General features: G+C 51.3%; 22 protein-coding genes. 9 read left to right on the forward strand and 13 right to left on the reverse strand.

What is annotated here, in order from left to right; all coding sequences use genetic code 11:
- Positions 1-88: 88 nt before the first annotated feature.
- The 4 genes from FDX19_RS19925 to hypT all read right to left on the reverse strand — a co-directional run bounded on the left by FDX19_RS19925 (position 89) and on the right by hypT (position 4512).
- Complete coding sequence (locus FDX19_RS19925) at positions 89-1339, reverse strand: NupC/NupG family nucleoside CNT transporter (protein WP_040230612.1); 1251 nt, start codon at positions 1337-1339, stop codon at positions 89-91.
- A 95-nt stretch (positions 1340-1434) separates the two neighbouring features.
- Positions 1435-2370, reverse strand: a complete 936-nt coding sequence (locus FDX19_RS19930; protein ID WP_137384073.1) for a pseudouridine-5'-phosphate glycosidase — start codon at positions 2368-2370, stop codon at positions 1435-1437.
- Positions 2358-3299: a pseudouridine kinase gene (locus tag FDX19_RS19935; protein WP_137384074.1), complete on the reverse strand. Its 942-nt coding sequence runs from the start codon at positions 3297-3299 to the stop codon at positions 2358-2360. The genes FDX19_RS19930 and FDX19_RS19935 overlap by 13 nt, the downstream gene beginning before the upstream one ends.
- A 301-nt stretch (positions 3300-3600) precedes the next feature.
- Entirely contained in the window at positions 3601-4512 is a 912-nt protein-coding gene (gene hypT / locus FDX19_RS19940) for a hypochlorite stress DNA-binding transcriptional regulator HypT (protein WP_061068168.1), read from the reverse strand.
- Positions 4513-4864: 352 nt separating this feature from the next.
- On the opposite strand from hypT, the gene FDX19_RS19945 reads away from it, so the two are divergent.
- Positions 4865-5584, forward strand: coding sequence for an aspartate/glutamate racemase family protein (locus FDX19_RS19945; RefSeq protein WP_137384075.1), 720 nt, complete (start codon positions 4865-4867; stop codon positions 5582-5584).
- A gap of 76 nt (positions 5585-5660) precedes the next feature.
- Positions 5661-6959 carry an anaerobic C4-dicarboxylate transporter gene (locus tag FDX19_RS19950; RefSeq protein ID WP_137384076.1) on the forward strand — a complete coding sequence of 433 codons (1299 nt, stop codon included), beginning with the start codon at positions 5661-5663 and terminating at the stop codon, positions 6957-6959.
- Positions 6960-7026: 67 nt separating this feature from the next.
- On the opposite strand, the gene FDX19_RS19955 is transcribed toward FDX19_RS19950, so the two are convergent.
- From FDX19_RS19955 to fruB, 4 genes are all read right to left on the reverse strand, one after another.
- Positions 7027-7263 carry a YgdI/YgdR family lipoprotein gene (locus FDX19_RS19955; protein ID WP_137384077.1) on the reverse strand — a complete coding sequence of 79 codons (237 nt, stop codon included), beginning with the start codon at positions 7261-7263 and terminating at the stop codon, positions 7027-7029.
- Between the two features lie 145 nt (positions 7264-7408).
- Entirely contained in the window at positions 7409-9097 is a 1689-nt protein-coding gene (fruA, locus tag FDX19_RS19960; protein ID WP_137384078.1) for a PTS fructose transporter subunit IIBC, read from the reverse strand.
- 16 nt (positions 9098-9113) lie between these two features.
- The gene (gene fruK, locus FDX19_RS19965; protein ID WP_137384079.1) at positions 9114-10052 is read right to left on the reverse strand and encodes a 1-phosphofructokinase; all 939 of its coding nucleotides are present in this window, start codon (positions 10050-10052) and stop codon (positions 9114-9116) included.
- A complete protein-coding gene (gene fruB, locus FDX19_RS19970; protein ID WP_137384080.1) occupies positions 10052-11182 on the reverse strand; it encodes a fused PTS fructose transporter subunit IIA/HPr protein in 1131 nt (376 codons plus the stop codon). The genes fruK and fruB overlap by 1 nt, the downstream gene beginning before the upstream one ends.
- Before the next feature lie 368 nt (positions 11183-11550).
- On the opposite strand from fruB, the gene setB reads away from it, so the two are divergent.
- Entirely contained in the window at positions 11551-12732 is a 1182-nt protein-coding gene (gene setB / locus FDX19_RS19975) for a sugar efflux transporter SetB (RefSeq protein WP_137384081.1), read from the forward strand.
- Here the strand turns inward: setB and FDX19_RS19980 are convergent.
- A complete protein-coding gene (locus tag FDX19_RS19980; RefSeq protein ID WP_005129254.1) occupies positions 12729-12983 on the reverse strand; it encodes a YkgJ family cysteine cluster protein in 255 nt (84 codons plus the stop codon). The genes setB and FDX19_RS19980 overlap by 4 nt on opposite strands.
- 234 nt (positions 12984-13217) lie before the next feature.
- Here FDX19_RS19980 and yeiP point away from each other — a divergent pair, with 234 nt between their 5' ends.
- Complete coding sequence (yeiP, locus tag FDX19_RS19985) at positions 13218-13790, forward strand: elongation factor P-like protein YeiP (RefSeq protein ID WP_005129255.1); 573 nt, start codon at positions 13218-13220, stop codon at positions 13788-13790.
- 55 nt (positions 13791-13845) lie between these two features.
- On the opposite strand, the gene torD is transcribed toward yeiP, so the two are convergent.
- From torD to torC, 3 genes are read right to left on the reverse strand one after another with little or no spacing between them, the layout of a single operon-like run.
- Complete coding sequence (gene torD / locus FDX19_RS19990; RefSeq protein ID WP_137384082.1) at positions 13846-14478, reverse strand: molecular chaperone TorD; 633 nt, start codon at positions 14476-14478, stop codon at positions 13846-13848.
- Complete coding sequence (torA, locus tag FDX19_RS19995) at positions 14468-16966, reverse strand: trimethylamine-N-oxide reductase TorA (RefSeq protein WP_137384083.1); 2499 nt, start codon at positions 16964-16966, stop codon at positions 14468-14470. The genes torD and torA overlap by 11 nt, the downstream gene beginning before the upstream one ends.
- A gap of 12 nt (positions 16967-16978) precedes the next feature.
- Positions 16979-18109, reverse strand: coding sequence for a pentaheme c-type cytochrome TorC (torC, locus tag FDX19_RS20000; protein WP_137384084.1), 1131 nt, complete (start codon positions 18107-18109; stop codon positions 16979-16981).
- 167 nt (positions 18110-18276) lie between these two features.
- Between torC and FDX19_RS20005 the strand changes: the two genes are divergently transcribed.
- On the forward strand, positions 18277-19758 hold the full coding sequence (locus tag FDX19_RS20005) for a PLP-dependent aminotransferase family protein (RefSeq protein WP_137384085.1): 1482 nt from the start codon (positions 18277-18279) through the stop codon (positions 19756-19758).
- Positions 19759-19830: 72 nt separating this feature from the next.
- Here FDX19_RS20005 and uxuA read toward each other — a convergent pair whose 3' ends face one another.
- Positions 19831-21021, reverse strand: a complete 1191-nt coding sequence (uxuA, locus tag FDX19_RS20010; protein WP_121584821.1) for a mannonate dehydratase — start codon at positions 21019-21021, stop codon at positions 19831-19833.
- 202 nt (positions 21022-21223) lie between these two features.
- Here uxuA and FDX19_RS20015 point away from each other — a divergent pair, with 202 nt between their 5' ends.
- From FDX19_RS20015 to mepS, 4 genes are all read left to right on the forward strand, one after another.
- Positions 21224-22690, forward strand: coding sequence for a mannitol dehydrogenase family protein (locus FDX19_RS20015; protein ID WP_137384086.1), 1467 nt, complete (start codon positions 21224-21226; stop codon positions 22688-22690).
- A 119-nt stretch (positions 22691-22809) separates the two neighbouring features.
- Positions 22810-23796, forward strand: coding sequence for a GTP-binding protein (locus tag FDX19_RS20020; RefSeq protein WP_137384087.1), 987 nt, complete (start codon positions 22810-22812; stop codon positions 23794-23796).
- 34 nt (positions 23797-23830) lie between these two features.
- Positions 23831-24544, forward strand: coding sequence for a phosphatase PAP2 family protein (locus FDX19_RS20025; protein WP_121584824.1), 714 nt, complete (start codon positions 23831-23833; stop codon positions 24542-24544).
- Positions 24545-24957: 413 nt separating this feature from the next.
- Positions 24958-25527, forward strand: a complete 570-nt coding sequence (gene mepS / locus FDX19_RS20030; RefSeq protein ID WP_121584825.1) for a bifunctional murein DD-endopeptidase/murein LD-carboxypeptidase — start codon at positions 24958-24960, stop codon at positions 25525-25527.
- The last annotated feature ends 2 nt before the right edge of the window (positions 25528-25529 follow it).

Below are 25529 nucleotides of genomic sequence, written 5' to 3' on the forward strand. Positions count from 1 at the left end.
GATGGCGCTACGCTTATCCGGCCTACAAACAACAGCACTTCCTCGTAGGCTGGATAAGGCGTCAGCCGCCATCCGGCAAGACATCCGGCTACGCTAAACCAATAAAGAAACCGGCTATTGTGGCGCTCATCAGGTTAGAAAGCGTTGCCGCAGCCAGTGCTCTCATCCCAAGCTGTGCGATTTCCGGTGCGCGCTGCGGCGCAATGGCTGAAAACGCCCCGACGACGACACCAATCGAACCAAAGTTTGCAAAACCGCACAGCGCAAAGGAAATAATCGCAATGGTCTTCACATCCAACGTCCCACCGGTTTGCAGGTACGGCGAGAAGTTGAGATAAGCGACAAACTCATTAATCGCCAGCTTCTGCCCGATCAGGCTCCCCGCCAGCGTTGCATCGCTCCAGTCCACCCCCATAATCCACGCCAGCGGAGCCAGGATATAGCCAAAAATCCCTTCCAGGGTCGCGTGACCGAAACCAAACCAACCGCCAACGCCGCCAATAATGCCGTTAATTAACGCAATAATGGCGACAAATGCCATTACCACCGTCGCAACGCCTGCGGCAATCTTCAGCCCGGTCATCGCCCCACTGGCCGCCGCTTCGATGATGCTTTTCGGTGGTGTCTCAGTAAACGACAGGTTCTCGAAGGTGACGCGAGACTCTTCTGTTGCCGGGCTCAACATACGCGCGAACAAAATTCCGCCAGGAATTGCCATCAACGATGCCGCCAACAAATAATCGATGGGTACACCCATTCCGGCATAACCAATCATCATTGAACCCGCAATAGACGCCATCCCGCTACAAATTGCAGTAAACAGCTCATTGCGATTCAGGCGATCAATAAAGGGTTTCACGATTGCCGGAATTTCGTTTTGCCCGAGAAAAATTGTCGTCACCGCGACAAACGATTCGATTTTGCTGATGTTCAGCGCTTTCTGGAAAATACCACCGAGAATACGGATCAACAGTCCCATTACGCCAATGTAGTAAAGCAGGCTTATCAGCGCGGTAACAAAAATGATCGCGGGGAGTACCCTGAAGGCAAAGATAAAACCGGCACCGTCAAACAGCACATCCATTTTAGGACCGACCAACGAGCCGAAAATAAATGCACTTCCCGCATCGCTATATGACATGACCTTGTGGACGCCGAGTGCCGCCTGTTCAACCAGCCATTTCCCCGGAGGGAAATACAACATGATACCGCCAATGGCGATTTGCAAAACCAACGCGGCGCCAACGGTACGCAGACTAATCCGTTTTTTATTTACTGACAGCAGAAACGCGATGGCCAGTAATACCACCATACCCACAACACTTCTCATTATATCCATAATGAAATCCCTTCATGCCAGGAAACCCGGCGCTAACGCCAGGTTTTGGTAGGTTTGATATTCACGGGCGACCGCTTTCTGCCCGGTAAATTCGGTCAGGCGAGGCGTTGGTATTCCTTCGCAATCTCGCAAGCCAGTACGGCGTTGTTGAACACCAACTGAATGTTAGATTTCAGACTGTCGCCTCCGGTCAGTTCCGCAACCCGTGCCAGCAGGAACGGCGTACTATCTTTGCCCACAACGCCCTGCTCTTCAGCTTCTTTCACTGCCCGATCGATTGCCGCATTAATTTTTTCTTCTGCCATTGCGAACTGTTCAGGGATGGGGTTTGCGACAACCAGGCCACCGTTCAGGCCGGTTTGCCATTTCACCGCCATCGCACGGGCAATGTCTTTTGCGCTGTCCAGACGAATACTGACGTCAAACGGACTGGTGCGGCAGAAAAATGCTGGCAGTGAGGTTGTCTGATAACCAATGAGCGGCACACCGAAGGTTTCTAAATATTCGGTTGTTAATCCAAGATCGAGAATAGATTTTGCCCCTGCGCAAATAACCGTGACATTGGTATGTGCCAGTTCTTGCAGATCCGCAGAAATATCAAATGTATGCTCAGCCCCGCGGTGAACACCGCCGATACCACCGGTTGCAAATACTTTAATTCCCGCCATAGCGGCAATAATCATGGTAGAGGCAACGGTAGTCGCGCCATTTTTCCCCGCGGCGACAACAAACGGTAAATCTCGACGGCTAACTTTAGCAACGTTATGCCCTTCACGTCCTAAAAGCTCAATTTCGTCTTTACTCAAGCCCACTTTCATTACCCCACCAATAATGGCAATGGTTGCAGGCACAGCACCATGTTTGCGAATAGTTTCTTCTACTTCAATTGCTGTCTGCGCATTCTGTGGAAATGGCATGCCATGGGAAATAATGGTTGATTCAAGTGCAACAATGGGTTTTTTACTGTTTAATGCGTCCTGAACTTCTGGAGATATTTGTAATAATTCAGAGGAAAGAGTTAATTCAGACATTCTGTGTTCTCCACTAATGAGCTAACATTCGCAACAGACAAATCAGGGTTATTGGTATATTCACAGGCCAGTGCCATCGATGAGCAACCCTGCGCAAATCGAACCGAATCAATAAAGGGCAAACCGTCTACCCAGCAGGACGCCAGTCCCGCCATCATGGCGTCACCCGCCCCCGTGACATTAATGACGTGAGTTTTAATGGGCAGCGACCAGCCGCTACTCCCCGAGATATCACTATAATAAACACCGTCTCCCCCCATGCTGAGCACCAGGCGGTTTAGGCCGCGTTCATGAAACCACGTGGCAACTTTGCCAACATCCTCTCGCCCGGAGAGGGCAATACCACTCAGGGTTTCAGCTTCAAGTCGATTAGGTTTTAAGGTATGGATTTTGCCGAGCTGCTCGCGAATTTTAACGCACTTCCATGCCGATACCGGGTCAACAAACACCGGTACCTCACCCGCATTTTCCAACACCCATGTCAGCGCGTCTTCACTGATATTACAATCAGCGACAATGACTTTTGCTGCACGAATAAAATCACGATGTTGCGATAAAAAATCCGCTGAAATGTGGTCGGTAATACTCATATCATTAATGGCAACCAGCATCTCACCGGTATTATCAAGCAGCGACAAATAGCTTGATGTATTTTCTCCAGCAACAATCAGGCATTTTTCGACATGAACACCAGATTGATTAGTTTGCGCCAGCAGTGATTGCCCATAGAAATCGTTACCAACGGCAGTCAGTAACCATGAATTTTTCCCCAGTAGCGCCAAATTATGAGCGATATTGCGTCCCACGCCGCCTGGCGTAAATTTTATTTTCCCCGGATTCGAGTCCGCATAATTAAGAGAAGCATGCGAATACCCGGCGACATCCATATTGGCCGAGCCAATGGTTACTATGTATTCCTTTTCACGCATAGCACGCCCCCTGGCAATATAATTACCACTAATGAGTTCGTCAGAAATAACCCTTACCACACCAAAGATTATTAGAGCACATGTTCACTATCAAACATGTGTTCATGTTAGCCAGGTTTTTTGTAAAGTAAATCCATCCGCAAGATCTAAAACAAATAGATATGAACAGAATCACAATTTTTTATAGATACAGTTTGCAAGGGTGCGAAAAAATGAGAGGTAGAACGCAAATTGAGCAAGTCAGAAAAAAAACCTCCGGATAACCGGAGGTTTTTCAGATGCGCCAGGCGGACTGCGTGTATTAACTGAGCGAAACCAGATCCTCCGGCATGTGGTTGTACAAAATCCGCCAGAAGTGCTCAGCCGTTTTATTCAGGCGGGTATCCATCCGGTAAATATAGGCCTGAATAGGCACCATCAGTTCCGGCGTCTGCAGACAAACCAGTCGCTTGTCACGCAGTTCGTTTACGATAGTCCACGCCGGTAGCCAGGCGATACCATGCCCATCTAATGCCATATTTTTCAATAACTCACTCATCGAAGACATAAACAGTGTACGAGCAGAAATGCCCCCTACTTCCGCCAGATGACGGTTTACCAATCTTCCCATGTAGGATGTGCTGGTATAGTTCAGGATCGGCACCTGAGGCTGATAGATATCAAACAACGCCTTCCCCTGCGCGTCAGCCGCACAGACGGGATACAGCTCAGACTCAAAAACCTTCAAACCACAGAAAGGTGACTGCATTAAGTCTTCATCCCGAAAGGAGATAATAAAATCACTTTTCCCTTCACGTAGGGTATTCACCGCTTGCACCACATCAATCGCCTCGACGTGATAAACAAACTCTTCCCCCCAGGCCGCCATTGAGTGCACTAATCGGGGCAACATAGTCAATGACAGAGAATGTGCCGCCGCTATTTTGATATTAGGTACCCCAAGCAGGTTGTGCCCACTTAGCTCATCCAGATTGCATTCCAGCTGTTGCAGCAGGCTACGGGTTTGTGAATGGAATAACTTACCCTCCTCCGTGAGTTGCAGTGGACTCGTCGTGCGATCAAAAAGCTGTACCCCCACGGCTGATTCGAGCGCCTTGATCCGCCGGCTAAATGCCGGTTGCGATATATTGCGTTCCTCAGCCGCCTGGGAAAAATGACGACACGCTTCCAGCGTCAGGAAATCATATAACCATTTTGTCTCAATATTTTTCATGCCCGTCACGCGGATGTTTAAATATGCCAATTGGCTTTAAGCATCATGCCTGAATATTTCCAGAGATGAAATTCATCATCGCCACCTGGTGATTCGTTTTTTGCATCAAGCCTTCGTTTTTAACATTACCATACCTCCCTCCCACTCGGCCACAACCGCTCGCCTGCCGCGTATTGTCGGACCTCAGGATGAATACCGGCCTGATGAGATGACAAACGAAGCCACATCCATGCGGTTTTTGCATTGAACAAAACATTATTGCATTTCTCCTCACGCCTCACTGCTGTTAAACATTACCAGCAGATACAACGTAGCTCTGAATATTAATCATCGGTGAATTGAGGTATATATCGTGAAAGGTTTAATTGGCGTACTTGGTGGTATGGGGCCAGCGGCAACAGTCGATCTCTTTAATAAATTCGTCACCTTTACCGCGGCACAACGTGACCAGGAACATATCCCATTAATTATTTCATCTATTCCTGACATTCCTGACCGAACTGACGCGTTAATGCATCATGGTAATTCCCCGCTCCCGGCAATGCGCGATTATATGCATAAACTCGAAGATGCTGGCGCTGAGTGTATTGTGATCCCCTGTAATACCGCCCACTTTTGGTTTAATGAATTAAAAGAGTGCTGTCACACAGAGCTGCTCAGTATCGTTGAAACGACCATCAACGAGGTCAAGAACTGCGGAAAATCACGTATTGGACTGCTCGCCACCAACGCCACGTTGTACATGGGTCTCTATCAAAAAGGCATTGAATCTCTTGGGCTAACCTGCATCAGTCCTGACTCGGCCAGTCAGGAAAAAGTGATGGAAAGCATCTATTGCTTAAAAGCCGGTGATGCTAAGCGGGCACAAATGCTGATGAATGAACAGGCTCAGGCACTCTTCTCTCGCGGCGCACAAGTTATCGTACTGGGATGTACTGAGGTTCCCGTCATCCTTGCTGAGGCTGTCAAAACGTCACCTGAAAAATATATTGACTCAACCGGTTCGTTGGTTCGCGCCGGTATTAAATGGTACGAGAAACGCGTGGGTAAAAATCACCTTTTGGTGCAATGAAAATCTATGCCTGGTTAATTATTGTATTACATAAACACCCATTTTAATAACGAATTATTCTCTGGCGGAGGCCATTATGATTTGGCTGGAAATTATCGTAGTATTGGGCGCAATATTTTTTGGCATCCGCCTCGGCGGAATTGGTATCGGTTTATGTGGCGGGCTGGGGCTGGCTATATTAACGCTGGGATTTGGGCTGAGAATTGGTTCGCCGCCCGTTGACGTTATTCTCATTATTATGACGGTTGTCGTGGCAGCATCGGCGCTACAGGCCGCCGGGGGTATGGATTATCTGGTTCGCGTTGCCGGTAATTTCATGCGGCGTAACCCTAAATATATCAATATTATTGCGCCGATCATCACCTGGTCGATGACCATTATGGCGGGGACCGGGTTTATTGTTTTTTCTACCCTACCGGTCATTGCCGAAGTCGCAAAAGAATCCGGTATCCGCCCCTCACGCACGCTCGCAGGCTCCGTCGTCGCCTCCCAGGTGGCCATATCCGGCTCGCCGATCAGTGCTGCGATGGCCGCAATGTTAACCATCATGGAAGGAAACGGCGTCAGCTTTATACAGGTCATGGCGGTATGCCTGCCCGCCTCGTTCGTTGCCGCCATGGTGGCCGCATTAATCGCTTCACGCCAGGGGTGCGAGCTACAGGATGATGAAGTGTATCTGCAACGCCTGCAAAAAGGCCTGGTCCGTAAATATGAAAGCCAGAGTAGTACGACGCCGGGTGCCGTGCTTTCCGTGGCCCTGTTTATGCTGGCAACCATCGTCATCGTCATCCTTGCCGCCTGCCCGCAGCTACGTCCGGGATTCGACATCGGTAGTCCGATGAATACGCGGGATATTATTATTATCTGCATGTTATCTGCCGCTTGCCTGATGGTCGTGCTGTGCAAAACATCTACAGATGCCATTGTACTGACATCCACTTTTCGAGCAGGGATGAGTTCGCTGGCCGTCATTCTCGGCATTGTTACGCTGGGAACCACATTCATTGACGCACACTTAGCGGAAATTAAAGACATCGCGGGTAATATTCTACAGGCCTATCCGATGCTGTTGGCTCTGGTGCTGTTTGGGACCTGCGCGCTGCTCTATTCGCAGGGAGCCACCACGCCGCTGATTATCCCGCTTGCCGTCGCGCTCGGCGTACCCACCTGGGCCATTCTGGCTTCCTATGTGGCAGTGACTGGTGTATTTGTTCTCCCCACATACCCCACTTCACTGGCGGCAATGGAGTTCGACACCACCGGGACAACACGCGTGGGCAAGTATGTCTTAAACCATCCGTTTATGTTGCCAGGACTTGGCGGGATCATCGCGGGCGTAGCCTTTGGTTTTATCATCGCGCCAATGATTGCCTGACCCGTTTTATTCAGGGGGCCGAAAGCGATATCGCCCCCTGAATACTTCGCGACTTACCTGACCTGGCTCACCATAGCAATACCGTCCTACCTTTATCTATTTGCTTCACATCGCTGCTTTTAATCACGCGGTGATAGCCATAGGTGTCAGCATATTTTGTCAGTCCTGTCCCGGAATCCTGCTCAGGCTTGCCTTGCGTCTCTATCGTTGCCCCTGATGTTGTTGTCATCACATAAGTGGTTGAGCACCCCGTAAGCAACAGCGTAGCGAGTGACAGAGAGGCAAAAATGTGCGTTTTTTTCATATTCGATTTCCGTGACGAGTTTGATTTAAGGGCACTTTATCGAATTTGGTTAAGGCCGGATGGATGATTGTGGCGGTGCCGCAACTGTCGGGCTCAAAAAATAAAAAAGGGCAGAGGAATCTCTGCCCTGGGAAGTAAAGTAGAGTTAGGCGACTTTCGCGACGGCGTCCACTTCCGGGCGCTTCAGCACCGCGTAGGAGAGACCGGCCACCAGCGTACCAGCAACAATCGCCAACAGGTAACCAAGTACAGGGGTAATGGCGCCTGGGATCAGCAGTACAAACAGTCCGCCGTGTGGCGCCATCAACTTCGCACCCACAGCCATTGAGATTGCTCCCGTCACCGCGCCACCGACGATACAGCATGGCAGAACACGCATCGGATCGCGTGCCGCGAACGGAATTGCCCCTTCAGTGATAAAGCACAACCCCAGAACCAGCGCCGCTTTGCCACCTTCTTGTTGTGCTTTGTCGAACTTACGACGCGCAACCAGCGTTGCCAGACCCAGAGCCAACGGGGGCACCATACCTGCCGCCATAATGGCTGCCATCGGTGCATAAGTTTGCGTACTCAGCAGCCCCACCCCAAAAGCGTAGGCCGCTTTGTTCACTGGACCGCCCATGTCGGTACACATCATGCCACCAAGAATAGCGCCAAGCAGAACCGCATTCGCCGTCCCCATGGTTTGCAGCCAGTGAGTCAGGCCTTCCAGAATGCCCGCAACGGGTTTACCAATCAGGTAAATCATTGCCAGACCAACGACCAGGCTCGAAAGCAGCGGAATAATCAGAATCGGTTTCAGCGCTTCCATACTCTGTGGGAGTTTCAACTTCGTGCTGATGAGCTTCGCCACATAACCGGCAAGGAAACCGGCGATAATCCCACCGATAAAGCCAGAACCGGTGCTTACCGCCAGCATACCGCCGATAAGACCCGGCGTCAGACCGGGACGGTCAGCGATAGAAAATGCAATGTAACCTGCCAGAACGGGCACCATCAGTGCGAAGGCTGAGCCCCCACCAATCTGCATCAGTGCTGCCGCCAGCGTACCCTGTTCTTTGAATGCTTCAATACCAAAGGCGAATGACAGCGCAATACACAGACCGCCCGCAACCACCATCGGCAGCATGTAAGACACACCGGTCAGCAGGTGACGATACGCGCCCGCGCCCTCTTTTTTTCCTTCGGTGGCCGCAGTCTGATTCTTCCCGGCAGGCTGGTACGGGGTCGCTTCATCCAGCGCTTTATCCAGTTCCTGCTTCGTTTTCTTCAGCGCCAGACCCGTAGACGTGCGATACATCGGTTTTCCAGCAAATTTCGCCAGATCAACCTCAATATCAGCCGCCACAATCACCAGATCAGCCTCGGCAACCTCTTCTGGCGTAATGGCATTACCTGCCCCTACAGAGCCACGGGTTTCTACTTTCACCCACCAGCCGCGTTTTTTCGCTTCGGTTTCAATGGCTTCAGCAGCCATAAACGTATGTGCGACGCCTGTCGGGCAGGCTGTCACTGCCACCACACGTTTTGGACCATTGCTTGCCACTGGCGTGGCCACAACCGGCGCGGTATATGGCTGCGCATGGCCTTTTGCTTCACTGAGAAAAAGCTCGGGATGTGCAACCGCACGACCGATGTCACCCAGCCAGACCTTTTTGCCGTTCAGGGAACTGTCGACAGGCAGCTTATCGCCCAGGACAATCGCCAGCTCTGCATCATTTGGATTGTCGATGATCTCCAGATGCGCTTTCTGTGCCGCCGCTCCAAGCAGGGTTTTCGCCATATAGGCGCGAGCCTGGCCGAGATTAGCGTCAATAATCAGCAGCGTTTTCATTATGCCTCTCCTGCTGTCAGTTAAACGGTTTTAAGTCGACACGCGCCATCATTGCGGCCAACTGAGGACGATCGGTAATACCCACATTACTTTGGCTTACCGCCAGGGCGGCTACAGCCGTCGCCAGACGCAGGGTATGTTCGCTGGATTCACGCATCAGCAAGCCATAAATCAGACCGCCAACCATCGAATCACCCGCACCTACAGTGCTGACCACCTCAACAGACGGTGGCTTAGCAATCCATTCACCCGAAGCGTTGACCCACAACGCGCCTTCCGCACCGAGTGAAATCACCACGTGCGCAATGCCTTGCTCACGCAGAGCATGTGCCGCATCGATAACATCTTTCATTTCTGGCAGCTTACGGCCAGCCCAGATTTCCAGTTCACGACGGTTTGGTTTCACCAGCCACGGAGCTGCCTTCAGGCCGGCAACCAGCGCTTCACGACTACTATCAAAGATAATGCATGGGCACTGACTGCGCAGGCGGGTCATCCAGTCAGTGAATGCTTCAGGGCTCACGCCGGTCGGCAAGCTGCCGCTGACGCACACCATATCGAATTGCCCCAGCCAGCTTAGTGAGTCATTCACAAAGCGTTCCCAGTCAGCCGGTGTGACTTCAAAGCCGGAAAAATTGAAGTCAGAAACTTCACCATCTTTTTCAGTCAGCTTGACGTTAATACGGGTACGCCCCTGCACCACCTGAAAACGGTTAGCGATGCCCAGTTCACTGAACAACTGCTGAAAACCCTCCTGGTTGTCCTTACCCAGAAAGCCGCCGACCGTCACGTCAATCCCCAGGTCCTTAAGCACTTTTGCGACGTTTATCCCTTTTCCTGCCGCATGCAGACCGGTCGTTTTAACCAGATTGACTTCACCGCGTTCAATTTCCGGGCAAAAACCGACCAGATCGTAAGCCGGGTTCAGGGTGATAGTTGCAACACGTCTGCTCATTATGCGCCCTCCCCAAGACCTGCCGCGATGGCATCGCCAATGGCTTTCAGCGCCTGTTCAGCATCTTCACCCTGTGCGGTAAAGCGCAGGTGGTGTCCTTTTTTCACGCCCAATGCCACCACTTTCATCAAACTGCGTCCATTTGCCGGTTTTCCGGTTCCATCAAGATTTGTCACGGTTATTTCACTATTAAATTGTTTAATCGTATTCACCAGCATGGTGCCCGGACGGGCGTGTAAACCATGCTCATTACGCACTACAAACTCGGCGCTCAGTACATCATCAGTTAATGCATCGTCGCTGGTCAGCAGCGCCAGTACCGTTGCTGCATCCGCCTTCAGCAAACGGTCAGCTTTATTGCTCAGCAACAGATCGCCAAGACGCTTCAGCACCGCAACGGGCTGGTCATCATTCATCGCGACAGTCACCAGCAGCGCAGCGGCTTCGCCCTGCACGTCAAATGCGCTTGCCGCACGACTGACCGCGACGGCGCTGCGCACATTGCCTTCAGCACAGTCATTCAGCCAGATGCCCTGACCAAGATTCATTGGCTGCTCGTTAATCGCTCTGGCCACAAAGGTGGCATCTACTGCACCGGCTTCTTTCAGACGTGCGGCGTTTAGCGCCTGCAGCGTCACCAGCGAATTGGCGACGACGTCCAACGACAGCGTTTCGTTATCAAGCTTCAGCTGCTCGCTCTGCTTTTCGCCCATCAGCAATGCACGTAATTCTTCTGCCGTGGTGGCGGATTTCAGCTGTTCCGCAACCGAGTCATCACTCAATACATGAGTCAGTTGACGCAGCAACCCAAGGTGCTCATCTGAGCTGGCTGCAATGCCGATTGCCACATACGCAACCTGACCTTCGCCCCACGTCACACCCTGCGGAAACTGAAACACCTGCACCCCGGTTTTCAGCACCTGATCGCGTGTATCTGTCGTACCGTGAGGAATGGCAATACCATTGCCGAGAAACGTCGATGTTTGTTGTTCGCGTGCCAGCATGCCATTGACATAGCCGTCCGCAACGTTGCCCGCTTGCACCAGGGCTGCGGCAACCTGGCGAATAGCCTCTTCTTTATTCCCGGCCTGTTCGCCCGGGTGAATATCCTGAACAGATAACTGGAACATGATTCTCCTCTCCTGCTGAATTGAAACGATTCAGCTAACATGAGAAAAAAGGCGTCACCCGACTCCATCAGTTAAGGCAAGATGACGCTGAAACGTTTCAAGGAGTCTGGAACTTTCTGCTTCAGCACGCAAGTAAAGTTAACAATTAACTTGCTGAATTTAGATGTACCGCACATTTTCTCGGCGTTTCTTTAAAACAAGCTGACGCAAAAACGCGTTCAGCTACCCAACTTCAGCATCGTCAGCATGTGGACTTCTCAGACTGAAATGACATTTTGATTTTCCATATCGATTTTGATTTAGTGCCCTGTTTATTTTCTGGCGAGCAGCGTAAACTCCGCCTCTCTTCACTCCACTGATAGCTAAACATGCATAACACCCCCGTAGCCGCCACACCCAAGGCGTTTGATTTAACGTCTTCGGCGTTCCTGCTTGTCGCTTTTCTCACGGGTATCGCCGGGGCATTACAGACGCCCACGCTCAGCCTTTTTCTGACCGATGAGGTCCATGCACGCCCGGGAATGGTGGGTTTCTTTTTTACCGGTAGCGCCGTCATCGGCATTTTGGTAAGCCAGTTTCTGGCCGGACGCTCTGACAAAAAAGGCGATCGTAAAAACCTGATCGTTTTTTGCTGTGCGCTGGGTATGCTGGCCTGCGTGTTGTTTGCCTGGAACCGTAACTATTTTATTTTGCTGTTTGTCGGCGTATTTCTCAGTAGCTTTGGCTCCACCGCCAACCCGCAAATGTTTGCGCTCGCTCGTGAACATGCCGATCGCACGGGCCGGGAAGCCGTCATGTTCAGCTCGATTTTACGTGCTCAGGTTTCACTGGCCTGGGTGATCGGCCCACCGTTGGCCTACGCGCTGGCCATGGGGTTCAGCTTTACGGTGATGTATCTCAGCGCCGCGGTGGCATTTATTGTCTGCGGCGTGATGGTCTGGTTTTTCTTACCGTCAATGAACAAAAGCGTACCTCTCGCGACAGGTGCGGTTGAGGCTCCACGTCGTAATCGTCGTGATACGCTGCTGCTTTTTGCTATCTGCACATTAATGTGGGGCACCAACAGCCTCTATATCATTAATATGCCGCTGTTTATCATCAACGAACTGCATCTGCCGGAAAAACTCGCCGGTATCATGATGGGCACCGCAGCAGGGCTGGAAATCCCAACCATGCTGATTGCCGGATATTTTGCGAAACGTCTGGGCAAACGTCTGTTGATGAGAATCGCCGCCATCGCCGGGTTCTTTTTTTATGCAGGCATGCTGTTGGCACATTCACCGGCGGTTTTGCTCGGCTTACAGTTACTGAACGCGATTTACATCGGCATCCTCGGCGGGATTGGCATGCTTTATTTTCAGGATTTGATGCCGGGACAGGCGGGATCAGCCACAACGTTGTACACCAATACCATCCGCGTCGGCTGGATTATTGCCGGATCGTTGGCGGGTATTGCCGCAGAAATCTGGAATTACCACGCCGTATTCTGGTTTGCGCTGGTGATGATCGTCGCGACGGTTGTGTGTCTGGTGCGCATCAAAGACGTTTAAGGCGCAGTCAACGCTTCCAGCTCAATAAGGTACAGCATGGCCTGGTGTGTCGTTTTACCGCACATTTCCGCACTGGGTTGCAAACCGGCACACACTTTGGGGCGCAACGGAGACGCAAAAATTTTACAGCGCAGGGATTCATCTAGCTGAACGCAGGGCGTATTGGCGGGCTTGCCATCAGGCATGCCCGGGATCGGGCTGGAGATAGAAGGCGCAGTGCAACATGCGCCACAATCCGGACGGCATTCCATACAGTATTCTCTTTAGCATAACCATCGGATTGTTCAGGTAGCGAACAGTATACACAAATTCATTCGGCGCGCCTCAAGACGGCATACACACAGCCAACAACGAGGTAACCAGAAGGGCGAAGTGTATACCACCTTTTTTGCACCAGCAAAAGTATGAATTCCGCTTGCCTGAATGCCCCGGCGCGAGTAGTTTGACGCGATATTTTAGACACTCCTCACTACAGGATTTTTTCGATGCCAAGAGCGAACGAAATTAAAAAAGGTATGGTACTGAACTACAACGGCAAACTGCTGATTGTAAAAGATATTGATATTCAATCACCGTCCGCACGCGGTGCAGCTACGCTGTACAAAATGCGTTTTTCTGATGTCCGTACCGGTCTGAAAGTTGAAGAGCGCTTCAAAGGCGACGATATCGTGGATACCGTCACCCTGAGCCGCCGCGGGGTTGATTTCTCCTACGTTGATGGCAACGAATATGTCTTTATGGATAAAGAAGACTATACCCCGTATACCTTCACTAAAGACCAGATTGAAGAAGAGCTGCTGTTCATCCCGGAAGGCGGGATGCCGGACATGCAGGTACTGACCTGGGACGGCCAGTTGCTGGCGCTTGAACTGCCGCAGACCGTAGACCTGGAAATCGTTGAAACCTCACCGGGTATTAAAGGTGCTTCAGCGAGTGCGCGTAACAAGCCAGCAACCCTAAGCACCGGTCTGGTTATCCAGGTTCCTGAGTATCTGAGTGCGGGTGAGAAAATCCGTATTCATATCGAAGAACGCCGTTATATGGGCCGCGCAGACTAATACCTCTGCCACACATTGACGATCAGGGACAGCACCGGCTGTCCCTTTATCATTTTCAACGTTGGCTACTGAGATAAAAATCATCCATCAACAGTGATTCCAGATACTGTTCATCTTCCCGTATAAAACCCACAATTACGCTAATTGCCCGCGCATAAAATCCCTTCTCATCACGCTGCTGGCAGCTATCACGGAACAAGGGTACCCAACACATAATGTGATGATGCAAAAAGTAATATTGTGCAGATAGCGTTTCCTCTTTGGCCACCATCCTCGCCATCAACGCCAGCTGTATAGCGATATGATCGGAGGGCTCATTTTCCTGCGCAGCCAGCCCATGTTCAACCAACAGTACATTCATTTGTCGACGTTCTTCGGCCGCTGTTGTGTGCGGATAATGTCCCGCATACGGGGAAACACCGCCAGGCGGCGGCAGCAGGAATAATGTTGCAAAATCTGCAGCCAGCTCCAGTTGTCGACTTTCACGACGTAGAACCTGCGTCAGGCTACGCTCCAGTTTTTTGACATCCAACGAAAGCCCGGGAATACCCGCCAGCGACGCCAGCCACTGTCGGGTATCCTCGCTTTCAAGACGAGCGAGTTGTTTCTGGTCCAGCTCACGAAACAGCAATTGTGAAAACCACTGATAGACCGCGGCGCGTTGCTGGAAAATAAGGCTATGCTGCATTGTCCCCCTCCTCTTTCACTATCTCCGGCCCACCAAATCCCGTGACCGGTGGAACATGTTGCTGATAGTATTCGACATCCACCAGCACGGTATGCGCTGAAGGCCCTTGCGCCAGTTGAGACGTACCAATATCCGCGCTCAGAACATTAGGATCGCCATAGGTACATAGCGTCCCGGCTTTCCCGCCTTCCTGTGGGGAATACCATGCCCCTTCATGAATGCGGATCACGCCTGGGGTAAAATCAGGGCTAATCACCACCCCCGCCAACACCTGACCGCGCGCGTTAAAGACCCGCGCAATATCCCCGGCTTTTAACCCCCGCGCGGCAGCATCTTGCTCACTGATGTAAAGCGGTTCTCTTCCCGCTACCGCATACGTGCTGCGAAACGCATCACTTGAGCACAACTGGGAGTGCAGGCGTTTATCCGGGTGACAGGATTGCAGGTGCAGTGGATATTTGTCTTTCCTACCCTGATGGCTACGTTCAAACGGCTCCATCCACACCGGATGCCCAGGGCAATCGTCATACTGAAAACCGGCAATCGTTTTGCTGTAAATTTCAATCAGACCTGATGGTGTGCCCAGGGGATTAAGATCGGGCTGATCGCGGAATTCGCCATGACGCACCCACGGTTGTCCCGCGGGATATTCAACATACCCTTCACCTTTCCAGAACGTGTCAAAGTCTGGCAACGTAACACCGAGCGAGGCACCCATTTTGACCCCTTCGTCATAGAGTGCTTGTACCCACTGCATTTCATCGCGGTTTTCCCGGTATACCGACTCCTTGTCAAAACGTTTACAGAGTCCGGCAAACACGTCGAAATCATGCCGCGCTTCATATTGCGGTTTGACGACCTGATGCAGCGCCATCAGTCCCTTATTCGAATGGGTACCAAACTGCTCAATGTCGTTGCGTTCAAAGCGTGTGGTAACAGGCAGGACGATATCGGCAAAACGACAGGATGCGGTCCATTGGTGATCTAACACCACCACGGTCTCCAGTTTCTTCCACGCCTCAATCATTCGGTTACGATCCTGCTGGGCGTGGAACGGGTTCGCCGCGCTGTAGATCGCCATTTTGATGTCAGGGTAGATTAACGTCTCACCGTTAAAGGCGATTTTTTTGCCCGGTTCCAGCAGGCAATCAACAATACGTGAGGTAGGAATATGCTCAGATACGCCGCGAAAATCCGGTTTATACTTCGCCTCTGGCGGATTGTTAATGCTCCCCAGACCAGAAAGTACCGGCCCGGCTGACGTCACCGTCCCTCCGCCATTGTAGTGCCAACCAAACCCCACACCGCCGCCCGGTAACCCAATTTGACCGACCATACTGGCCAGCACCACCAACATCCAGGGATACTGTTCGCCGTGGTGCATACGCTGTACGCACCAGCCGCCCATAAACTGCGTCCGGCCTTTCACCAGCAGCCGGGCAAAATCACGGATCTGATCCGCCGTCAGCCCACAGATTTCCGCAGCCCACTCGGCGTTTTTCGGTTGCTTGTCTGTTTCTCCCATCAGGTAGGGTAAAAACTGCTCGAAGCCAACGGTGTAGTCGTTAATGAATGCCGTGTCGTACAGTTTTTCTTCATACAGGGTGTGTGCGAGCGCCAGCAGTAACGCAACATCGGTTTGTGGTCGTAACGCCAGCTGTTCACACCCAAGAAAATTTTGCGATTTGCTGCGCACCGGATCAACGCTGATGACGCGCATTTTTCCCTCGGCGACGGCCTCTTTGATCTGCTGCCAGTAGCCAAACGCGTCGTGATCGGGAACCAAAAATTCAATCTGCAAATTCTTAATGGGATCACAGCCCCACAATACGATGGTATTGCTGTTCTCGATAACCAGCGGCAGCGAGGTTTGCTGTTCATAGACTTCAAGCGAACCAATGACATGCGGCAAAATCACCTGGGCTGCAGCCGCCGAGTAGTCGCCTACGGTCGTCACATAGCTACCATGCAAACCGAGCCCTCTGTCCATTGCACCGCCAGCCTTGTGGTATTTGCCCACCATTTGCCAATCTGCCAGCCCGGTAAAGACGCCAGATGAACCGTAGGTTTTTTGCACCCGCTCAAGCTCTTCATAAAACAGGTCCAGCGCCTGATCCCAGCTAACCCGCACAAAACGATTATCTCCCCGCTGGCTACGATCCGACTTCTCGCACTTGCGTAACCAGTCCAGTCGAACCATCGGATAGCGAACCCGTGAAGGGTTGTAGACGATTTCACGTACCGCATTGAGCATATCGCACGGGTATTTATCATGTTTGAACGGACGCGTTTCCGTCCACTCGCCGTTAACCACTTTGGCTTCAAAAGCACCATAATGTGAGCCGGACTGGATCCATTGTTCGGGGTTTTCCCCCGCCGCCCATACTTTTGAGATCAGCGGATTAGGCGCCAGCGCACTGGCCGCGCCAACCGCCAGCATTCCGGTCAGGAAACGACGGCGGGACGGATTAAAGTCATGAATATCCATATCTTATCCTTATTATTTGTTGGGTTCAGACACATCGCTGGCGTGGGTCTGGAGGTATTTCAGCAACGTACGTTCTTCCACCGGATTGAGTCGATAATACGTCGACATCGCTTTCAGTCCGGCAATCCAGCCATTGGCGGTGTATCGGGTAGCCGGTGGCGTGCTGTGACAGGCGCTACACGTCGATTGCAGCATCTGTTCTGAGTACTCCCACACCGGAGTAATGCTATCGATGAGTCCCTGCGCGGAGGTCCATGCGGTCACGCTCACCTGCTGCCATTCCTGATGTGAACCTGGGTCAGTCTGGGTTTGCAGGACTTTCACGTTTTCCATCAGTGAAGCATCAAGGACCGCGGAGAAGACGCGTTTGCCCATATACTGGGTGATCACCCGCCCACGCCCCTTGCTTTCACGCCAGCCCGTCACTTCCAACTGGACGTTGCTCCCCTCTTTTTGCAGCACCTTGACCTGGGTCGCCGGAAATAACAGCGCTTTCCCCGCTGGTGCCCCCGCCGTGGCTGTCAGTGCTTTTTCGCTTAACGAAAACAGCGTCGTCGCAGTTGATGGTTTTTCTCCCTGCTGTTGTAGCTGCTTGTAGCGATCGCGAAAGCCATTGCTCATGTCCGGTTTGTGGTGCGCGATCCCTTTGTGGCAGTCAATGCAGTTGCTGTCCTTCGCTGCAGCCGCCGTCATCTGCGCCGCGGCATTGGTGGATTGTTTTCCATGATCCATCGCTTCATAGCTGTGACACGATTTACAGGCTGCCGAATTGTTGGCGCTCATCCGTGCCCACTCTCGCTGGGCGAGCTCAGCCCGTTTAGCATTGAACTTTTCTGGGGTATCGATAGAAGGTGAGATAAAGGTGTGGTAGAGATCGTTTAGGGCTTCGGTTTTACGCACAAGCGTCGGGACGACTCCTGGGGGAATGTGGCAATCCTTACACTCCGCTCGCACGCCAGAGGCATTACGAAAATGCACGCTGGTTTTATACTCCTCTCCTGATGTGCGCATCGAGTGGCACGATAAACAAAACTCCGTAGTACTGGTGTAATGGACTCCTTGCCATGTTCCCCAAATAACAATGGCCATTACGACTGCGCCACCTAACGCACACCAAAGCGCGTTCTTTTTTATCCACGACATACCTGCCTCCATTTTTTTAATAGCATCACGCTAAGGGATATTAAAAAGCAAAAATAGAGACAGCGATTTCAGATTATAGGAACAGCCTTAACTCTATGAGGCGTGTCAAAATAGCAATATTCTGCAACGTGTAATATGCCGCTATTGTCTAAACAAGGAATTTTCTCATGCCGACACTGTCTCTCAATAGGGAAAGTCGCACCCCGCTACAATTGCAGATCTTTCAATTCTACTTTCAGGCAATTCAGCAAGGCGATTTGCTTTGCGGGGATAAACTGCCCTCTATCCGCGAGCAGGCGCAGACGTTAAACGTGGCCAAAATCACGGTGGTGATGGCATATGAAAAACTGATGGCGGCCGGTTTTATTAAAAGCAGGCAGGGTATCGGCTATGAAGTCACATTTACAGCACCTATGCGTAGCCCCCCGGTACACGTGCCATCTGCGGAGGGCTCACCGCCGATAAAACCTAAGCCCGCCGGTGTTTCTACCGATGTTTACGCTGAAATGGGGCGTGAGTGCTATTGCCGGATGGGCGTCCCTGACCCCAATGCATTTCCCTGGTCAAGCTGGCGTAAATGGAATAATGCCCCCAGCGTACTTAAAGAGCAGCTACTGACTCGATATCATTCACCAAACGGATTATTTTCATTACGTGAGCAAATTGTCAGATACCTTAATTTATCTCGCGGAATTAATACCAGCGCACAAAACATCATCATTACTGATGGAATTCAGGAAGGGTTATCGCTGCTCAGTCAAATATTCATTATCCATCATGCGCTAAGCCAGAATAAAAAATGTCACGTGGTCGCCGAATCACCTTGTTATTCTGGCGCATGGCATCTGTTTAATTATTATGGTGCCGATATTACGTCTATTGCCGTGGATAATCACGGGCTGTGCACCGATAATTTACCCGAGGTTGAAACCCAGCTTTGTTATGTGACACCCGCTCATCAGTATCCAATGGGCAGTGTTCTGTCGCTTGAGCGACGTAAGTCATTACTCACGTGGGCACAGCGAGTGGGCGCCTGGATTATTGAAGACGATTACGACGCCGTATTTACGTATGGTGAGAATCCCCTTCCGGCACTGAAAGCCATGGATTACCACAACCGGGTTATCTACATGGGGACCTTCTCAAAAACGCTGGGACCGGGGGCACGTCTCGGTTACCTCGTTTGCCCTGATGAACTGCTGCCCGCCGTTCAAAATATGAAAGCGCTGAACAACAATGGTAGCCAGTGGTTATTGCAGCAGTTCTTAGCCGAGTTAATGCAAAACCAGGTGTTTTATACCCATCTCGGCAAGCTAGCCTGCAACTACGCAGCACGCCTCGCATTACTGCGTGATGGCTTATCAGCCCTGTTCCCTGAAGGCAAGATCGATGGTGCCACGGCAGGGTTACATCTCTCATTGCGCATTAACTGGTCGCCTGACGTCATCGCACAACTACGCCAGCGCTGCCTGCGGGCAGGAGTACGCTTTGATACATTACAGGAAATTGAAAACGGCTCAGAAACAGCCTGGCGGCAAAAAAATTCCGATGCGGTGATGTTCTTTGGTTTTGGCGGGCTGCAGGTGCCGCACCTTAGAAAGGTATTAAACGTACTGGAGCAGGAGAGGTGTGCGTTATTACAGCAATAATAACGCACCTGAGTATTGCCGGGAGGCGGGACAAGCGCCATCCGGCAATGTATCGCCTGGTGTTGAGGCGAATTACAGCAGATCGCGGAACTGCGTTTTTTTCAGCGCCAGCTCCACGCCGCGAACTTCTGCCAGCCCTTTCAGACGACCAATTGCGGAGTAGCCCGGATTCGTTTTCTTGTGCAGATCGTCAAGCATCTGATGCCCATGATCCGGGCGCATGGGGATCGGACGCAAATCACCCGCTTTCTTACGGCGTTGCTCTTCACTCAAAATGGCTGCCACCACCGATACCATATCCACATCGCCCTGCAAGTGTGCGCCTTCGTGGAAGGTTTTCGGGTTTTCTTCACGGCAGGTTGAACGCAAGTGTGTGAAGTGAATACGATCGCCAAAGGTCTCAATCATTTTTACCAGATCGTTATCGGCGCGCACACCGTACGAGCCGGTACACATGGTGAAGCCATTATTGATGCTATCTACCGTTTCTTTCAGCCATTGCATATCTTCAATGGTCGACACGATACGTGGCAGACCGAGGATTGGCCGTGGCGGATCGTCAGGGTGCACTGCCAGACGTACGCCCACTTCCTCAGCAACAGGCACAATCGCCCGCAGGAAGACAGCCATGTTATTGCGCAGATCGTCTTTGCTGATCCCATCATATTCCGCCAGGCGCGCGCGGAACTGATCCAGCGTATAACCTTCTTCGGCACCGGGCAGGCCAGCAATAATGTTGCGGGTCAGCTTTTCAATGTTGGCAGCGGTCATTGCATTGAAATAATCCAGCGCCTGGCGCTGCTCTTCAGGGGTGTAATCGGCTTCGGCACCGGGACGTTGCAGAATGTGCAATTCAAAAGCCGCAAACGCAATCTGGTCAAAACGCAGCGCTTTGGACCCATCCGGTAGCTGATATTCAAGGTCGGTACGCGTCCAGTCCAGGATCGGCATGAAGTTGTAGCACACGGTATCAATACCGCAGGTCGCCAGGTTACGAATACTTTGCTGGTAGTTTGCAATCCACGTCAGATATTGGCCTGACTGTGTTTTGATGTCTTCGTGGACGGGGATACTTTCCACCACCGACCAGGTCAGCCCTTTTTCGGCCAGAATCGCCTGGCGCTTTTGAATTTCTTCTACGGGCCACACTTCACCGTTTGGAATATGGTGCAAGGCGGTCACAACACCCGTTGCGCCAGCCTGACGCACATCATCAAGCGATACTGGATCGTTTGGTCCGTACCAACGCCAGGTTTGTTCCATTGCTTCACCTCACAAGTTGTTATACCAAATTAAACGACTTTTATGACGACTACCATACAGGCATCCGGTATACGATCAACATATCACCCATCATTGATTGATCCAGCTCACACTACCCGGATAAATGAGGCACACCAATTCAATTTGTTGTCATATAACTTTATACTACCATTGTTAATTAATGGTTAATCAGGTGTATTTAATGAAGACTATTGCCTCAGCGTCTCTTGCGGAAAATGTCATGATGCCTCAGTACGATCGCCAACAGCTAAAAACGCGGATCGTACATTTTGGTTTCGGTGCATTTCATCGCGCCCATCAGGCGTTATTGACTGACCGGGTGCTAAATTCGCAGGGCGGAGACTGGGGGATTTGTGAGATCAGCCTGTTCAGCGGCGACCGGTTGATGAGCCAGCTACGTGAACAGGATCATTTATTTACCGTGCTGGAAAAAGGTGCGACCGGCAACCAGCCGATTATCGTCGGGGCCGTCAACGAGTGCCTGAATGCAAAGCTGGATTCACTGGCGGCTATTATCGAAAAATTCTGCGAGCCTCAGGTCGCGATTGTCTCGTTAACCATTACGGAAAAAGGCTACTGTATTGATCCTGCCACCGGGTCACTCGATATCGCTAACCCGCGTATTATTCACGATCTGCAAGTACCGGATGAGCCCCACTCTGCACCGGGTATTATTGTTGAGGCACTGCACCGCCGACGTCAACGTGGACTGCAACCGTTTACCGTCCTCTCCTGTGATAACATCCCGGACAATGGTCATGTGGTAAAAAACGCCGTACTGGGAATGGCGGAGAAACGCTCACCTGAACTGGCTAACTGGATTCGGGAGCACGTCAGTTTCCCGGGAACCATGGTAGACCGGATTGTCCCGGCAGCGACTGAAGAATCACTGGATGAAATTGCCCGAGAATTAGGCGTGGCAGACCCTTGCGCAATCAGCTGCGAGCCGTTTATTCAGTGGGTCATTGAAGATCATTTTGTCAGCGGCCGTCCGCAATGGGAAACGGCCGGTGTACAGATGGTTGATGACGTTTTGCCGTGGGAGCAAATGAAACTACGGATGCTGAACGGGAGTCATTCGTTTCTCGCTTACCTCGGTTATCTGGCGGGATTCCAACATATCAGCGACTGTATGCAGGACCGCGCATTTCGCGAAGCGGCTCACCGCCTGATGCTCAGCGAACAAGCCCCGACGCTGCGCATCACCAATGTTGATTTAGACCAGTATGCCGACAGCCTGCTGGAACGCTTTGCCAATCCGGCGCTGAAACACAAAACCTGGCAAATCGCGATGGATGGCAGCCAAAAATTACCCCAACGTATGCTGGACGGGATTCGCGTTCATTTAGCACGTCAAAGCGAGTGGCCGCTGCTGGCACTTGGCATTGCGGGCTGGATGCGCTACGTAAGCGGGATTGATGATTCAGGTGCAATTATTGATATTCGTGACCCGATGAGTGACAAAATCCGCACTATCGTCGAACAGAGTACGGAATCAGAACGCGTCAGCGCGCTGCTTTCACTGCACGAAATCTTCGCCACTGACCTCGCACAGAACCCACACTTCGTCGATACCGTGGAACGCGCCTGGCAACGTATCGCCCAATACGGTGCACATCAGGCGGTCATCGAGACGTTAAAAAGTTAACGATTTCTGCCATTAAACAGGACGAAGTTCGTCTTCGTCCTCTCTGCCCTTCTCTTTTCCCCCGTTTTTCGCCAGGATTGTTAACAGCCATTACGGTAATTTATGATTCTGGAGTAAACGTGACTAAAACCAATCTCATCACGGGTTTTCTCGGCAGTGGCAAAACCACCTCTATTCTTCATCTATTGGCCAACAAAGATCCCGCAGAGAAGTGGGCTGTGCTGGTCAATGAGTTTGGCGAAGTGGGTATCGACGGCGCACTGCTCGCCGACAGCGGCGCAATGCTCAAAGAGATCCCCGGCGGCTGTATGTGCTGCGTTAATGGTTTGCCCATGCAGGTTGGCCTCAATACGCTGTTACGTCAGGGAAAACCGGATCGGCTGCTGATTGAGCCCACCGGTCTCGGGCATCCCAAACAGATTCTGGATTTACTGACCGCGCCGGTTTACGAACCGTGGATCGACTTGCGCGCAACGCTTTGTATCCTGGATCCACGCCTGTTGCTGGATGAAAAAAGCGTAGCGAATGAGAATTTCCGCGATCAGCTGGCCTCTGCCGATATCATCGTTGCCAATAAATCCGATCGTGCCACGACAGAAAGCGAAATTGCGCTGCAAACCTGGTGGCAGCACTACGGCGGTAACCGCCAGTTAGTTCATGCCGATCATGGACAAATCGACGGACAACTCCTGGATTTGCCCCGGCTGAATCTGACGGCGCTTCCCTCCAGCGCGGCACATACTCACCAGCATGCTGATAAAAAAGGGCTGGCAGCACTAAGCCTGCCTGCGCAGCAACGCTGGCGTCGCAGTCTGAACAGCGGTCAGGGGCATCAGGCCTGCGGCTGGATTTTTGACGCTGACACGGTGTTCGATACCATCGGCCTGCTGGAATGGTCACGTCTCGCCCCTGTCGGCCGCGTAAAGGGAGTGATGCGTATTAAAGAGGGGCTGGTGCGTATCAATCGTCAGGGTGAAGACTGGCATATTGAGACGCAAAACGTCGCCCCTCCTGATAGCCGTATTGAACTCATCTCCGATACCGAGACCGACTGGAATGCATTACAGAGTGCATTGTTGAGGCTTCGTTTAGACGTTGGCGCGTAAGGTTGCCTGCGTTTTATAGCAACGGTAAACGACGATGAAAACCCGATACCCACTCATACTCCTGCTTAATATTGCTGGTCTGGCGCTATTTCTGTCCTGGTATCTTCCACACGGGCATGGGTTCTGGTTTTCTCTTGATTCGGGCATCTTCCACTTCTTCAATCATAAGCTAGTTGAGAGCCCACTCTTCCTGTGGATCGTCGCTATCACCAATAACCGGGCATTTGACGGCTGTTCATTATTGGCGATGGGTACATTAATGCTGAGTTTTTGGCTAAAAGAAACGCAGGAAGGCCGTCGCCGTATTGTGGCAATTGGGCTGGTGATGCTGCTAACAGCGGTGATATTAAACCAACTGGGCCAGGCGCTTATTCCGGTTAAGCGCGCCAGCCCCACTCTCACATTCGATAATATTAATCGCGTCAGCGAGCTGCTGCATATTTCAACAAAAGATGCGTCCAGAGACAGTTTTCCTGGCGATCACGGCATGATGCTGCTTATTTTTTCCGCATTTATGCTGCGTTATTTCGGAAAAGTCGCAGGAATCATCGGCCTTATTATCACTGTGGTTTTTGCCTTTCCACGCGTAATGATCGGCGCACATTGGCTCACAGATATCGTAGTAGGTTCAATGACCGTCGTATTGATTGGCTTGCCCTGGTGGTTAATGACGCCATTAAGCGATCGCCTGGTTATGCTGTTTACCCATTATCTTCCCGGCAAAAACAAACAATTTTTAAACAAATAACGCAGAGTAATTAACATCATCAGGGATACTTCTGATTTCCTGATGATATCTGCCGGAAAATTATCATTCTGACTGTCATTCTCCTGTCATATTATTCCTGTTTAAAATGAATGAATTGCGTGTTTTTTGCCCTATCTGTTCTTAATTTAGCCAATGCAGTTTATTCACTTTCTGTATCACTTTTTCTTATAAGAAATCACATAAAATCACTCGCAATGACCGGAGCGATCGGGTAACCTCAGACTCGTTTTGCCTCGCGGGATAATTATTCACTATAAGAATAAATTTGTGCGTTCTGCCACAGATTTGACCTTAAAGAATTGTCTCATCATGCGTTGGTAATTAGTCTCGTCACGTTTGGCATTTTTTATAACGATATTTATCGTTAAGGACTTCAAGGGAAAACAAACAAAATGGTCAAATCTCAACCGATTTTGAGATATATCTTGCGGGGGATTCCCGCGATAGCAGTTGCGGTTCTGCTTTCTGCATGTAGCACAACGAACACCGCGAAGAATATGCATTCTGAGACGCATGCTGTGGGTAATGGAGATAACTCTTCACTGCAAGCCTCTCAGGATGAATTTGAAAGTATGGTACGTAATATCGATGTTAAATCACGTATTATGGATCAATACGCTGACTGGAAAGGCGTGCGTTACCGCCTTGGCGGCAGCACTAAAAAAGGTATTGATTGTTCAAGCTTCGTACAGCGTACGTTCCGCGAGCAATTTGGTTTAGAGCTTCCGCGCTCAACCTACGAGCAACAGGAAACGGGCAAATCCGTTTCGCGCACTAATCTGCGTACAGGCGATCTGGTTCTGTTCCGTGCGGGCTCCACAGGCCGTCACGTCGGTATCTATATCGGCAATAACCAGTTTGTACATGCCTCGACCAGCAGTGGCGTTATCATTTCCAGCATGAACGAGCCTTACTGGAAAAAACGTTACAACGAAGCTCGCCGGGTCCTGAGCCGCAGTTAATT

Source organism: Citrobacter sp. wls619, from assembly GCF_005281345.1.
Classification (GTDB): Bacteria; Pseudomonadota; Gammaproteobacteria; order Enterobacterales; family Enterobacteriaceae; genus Citrobacter.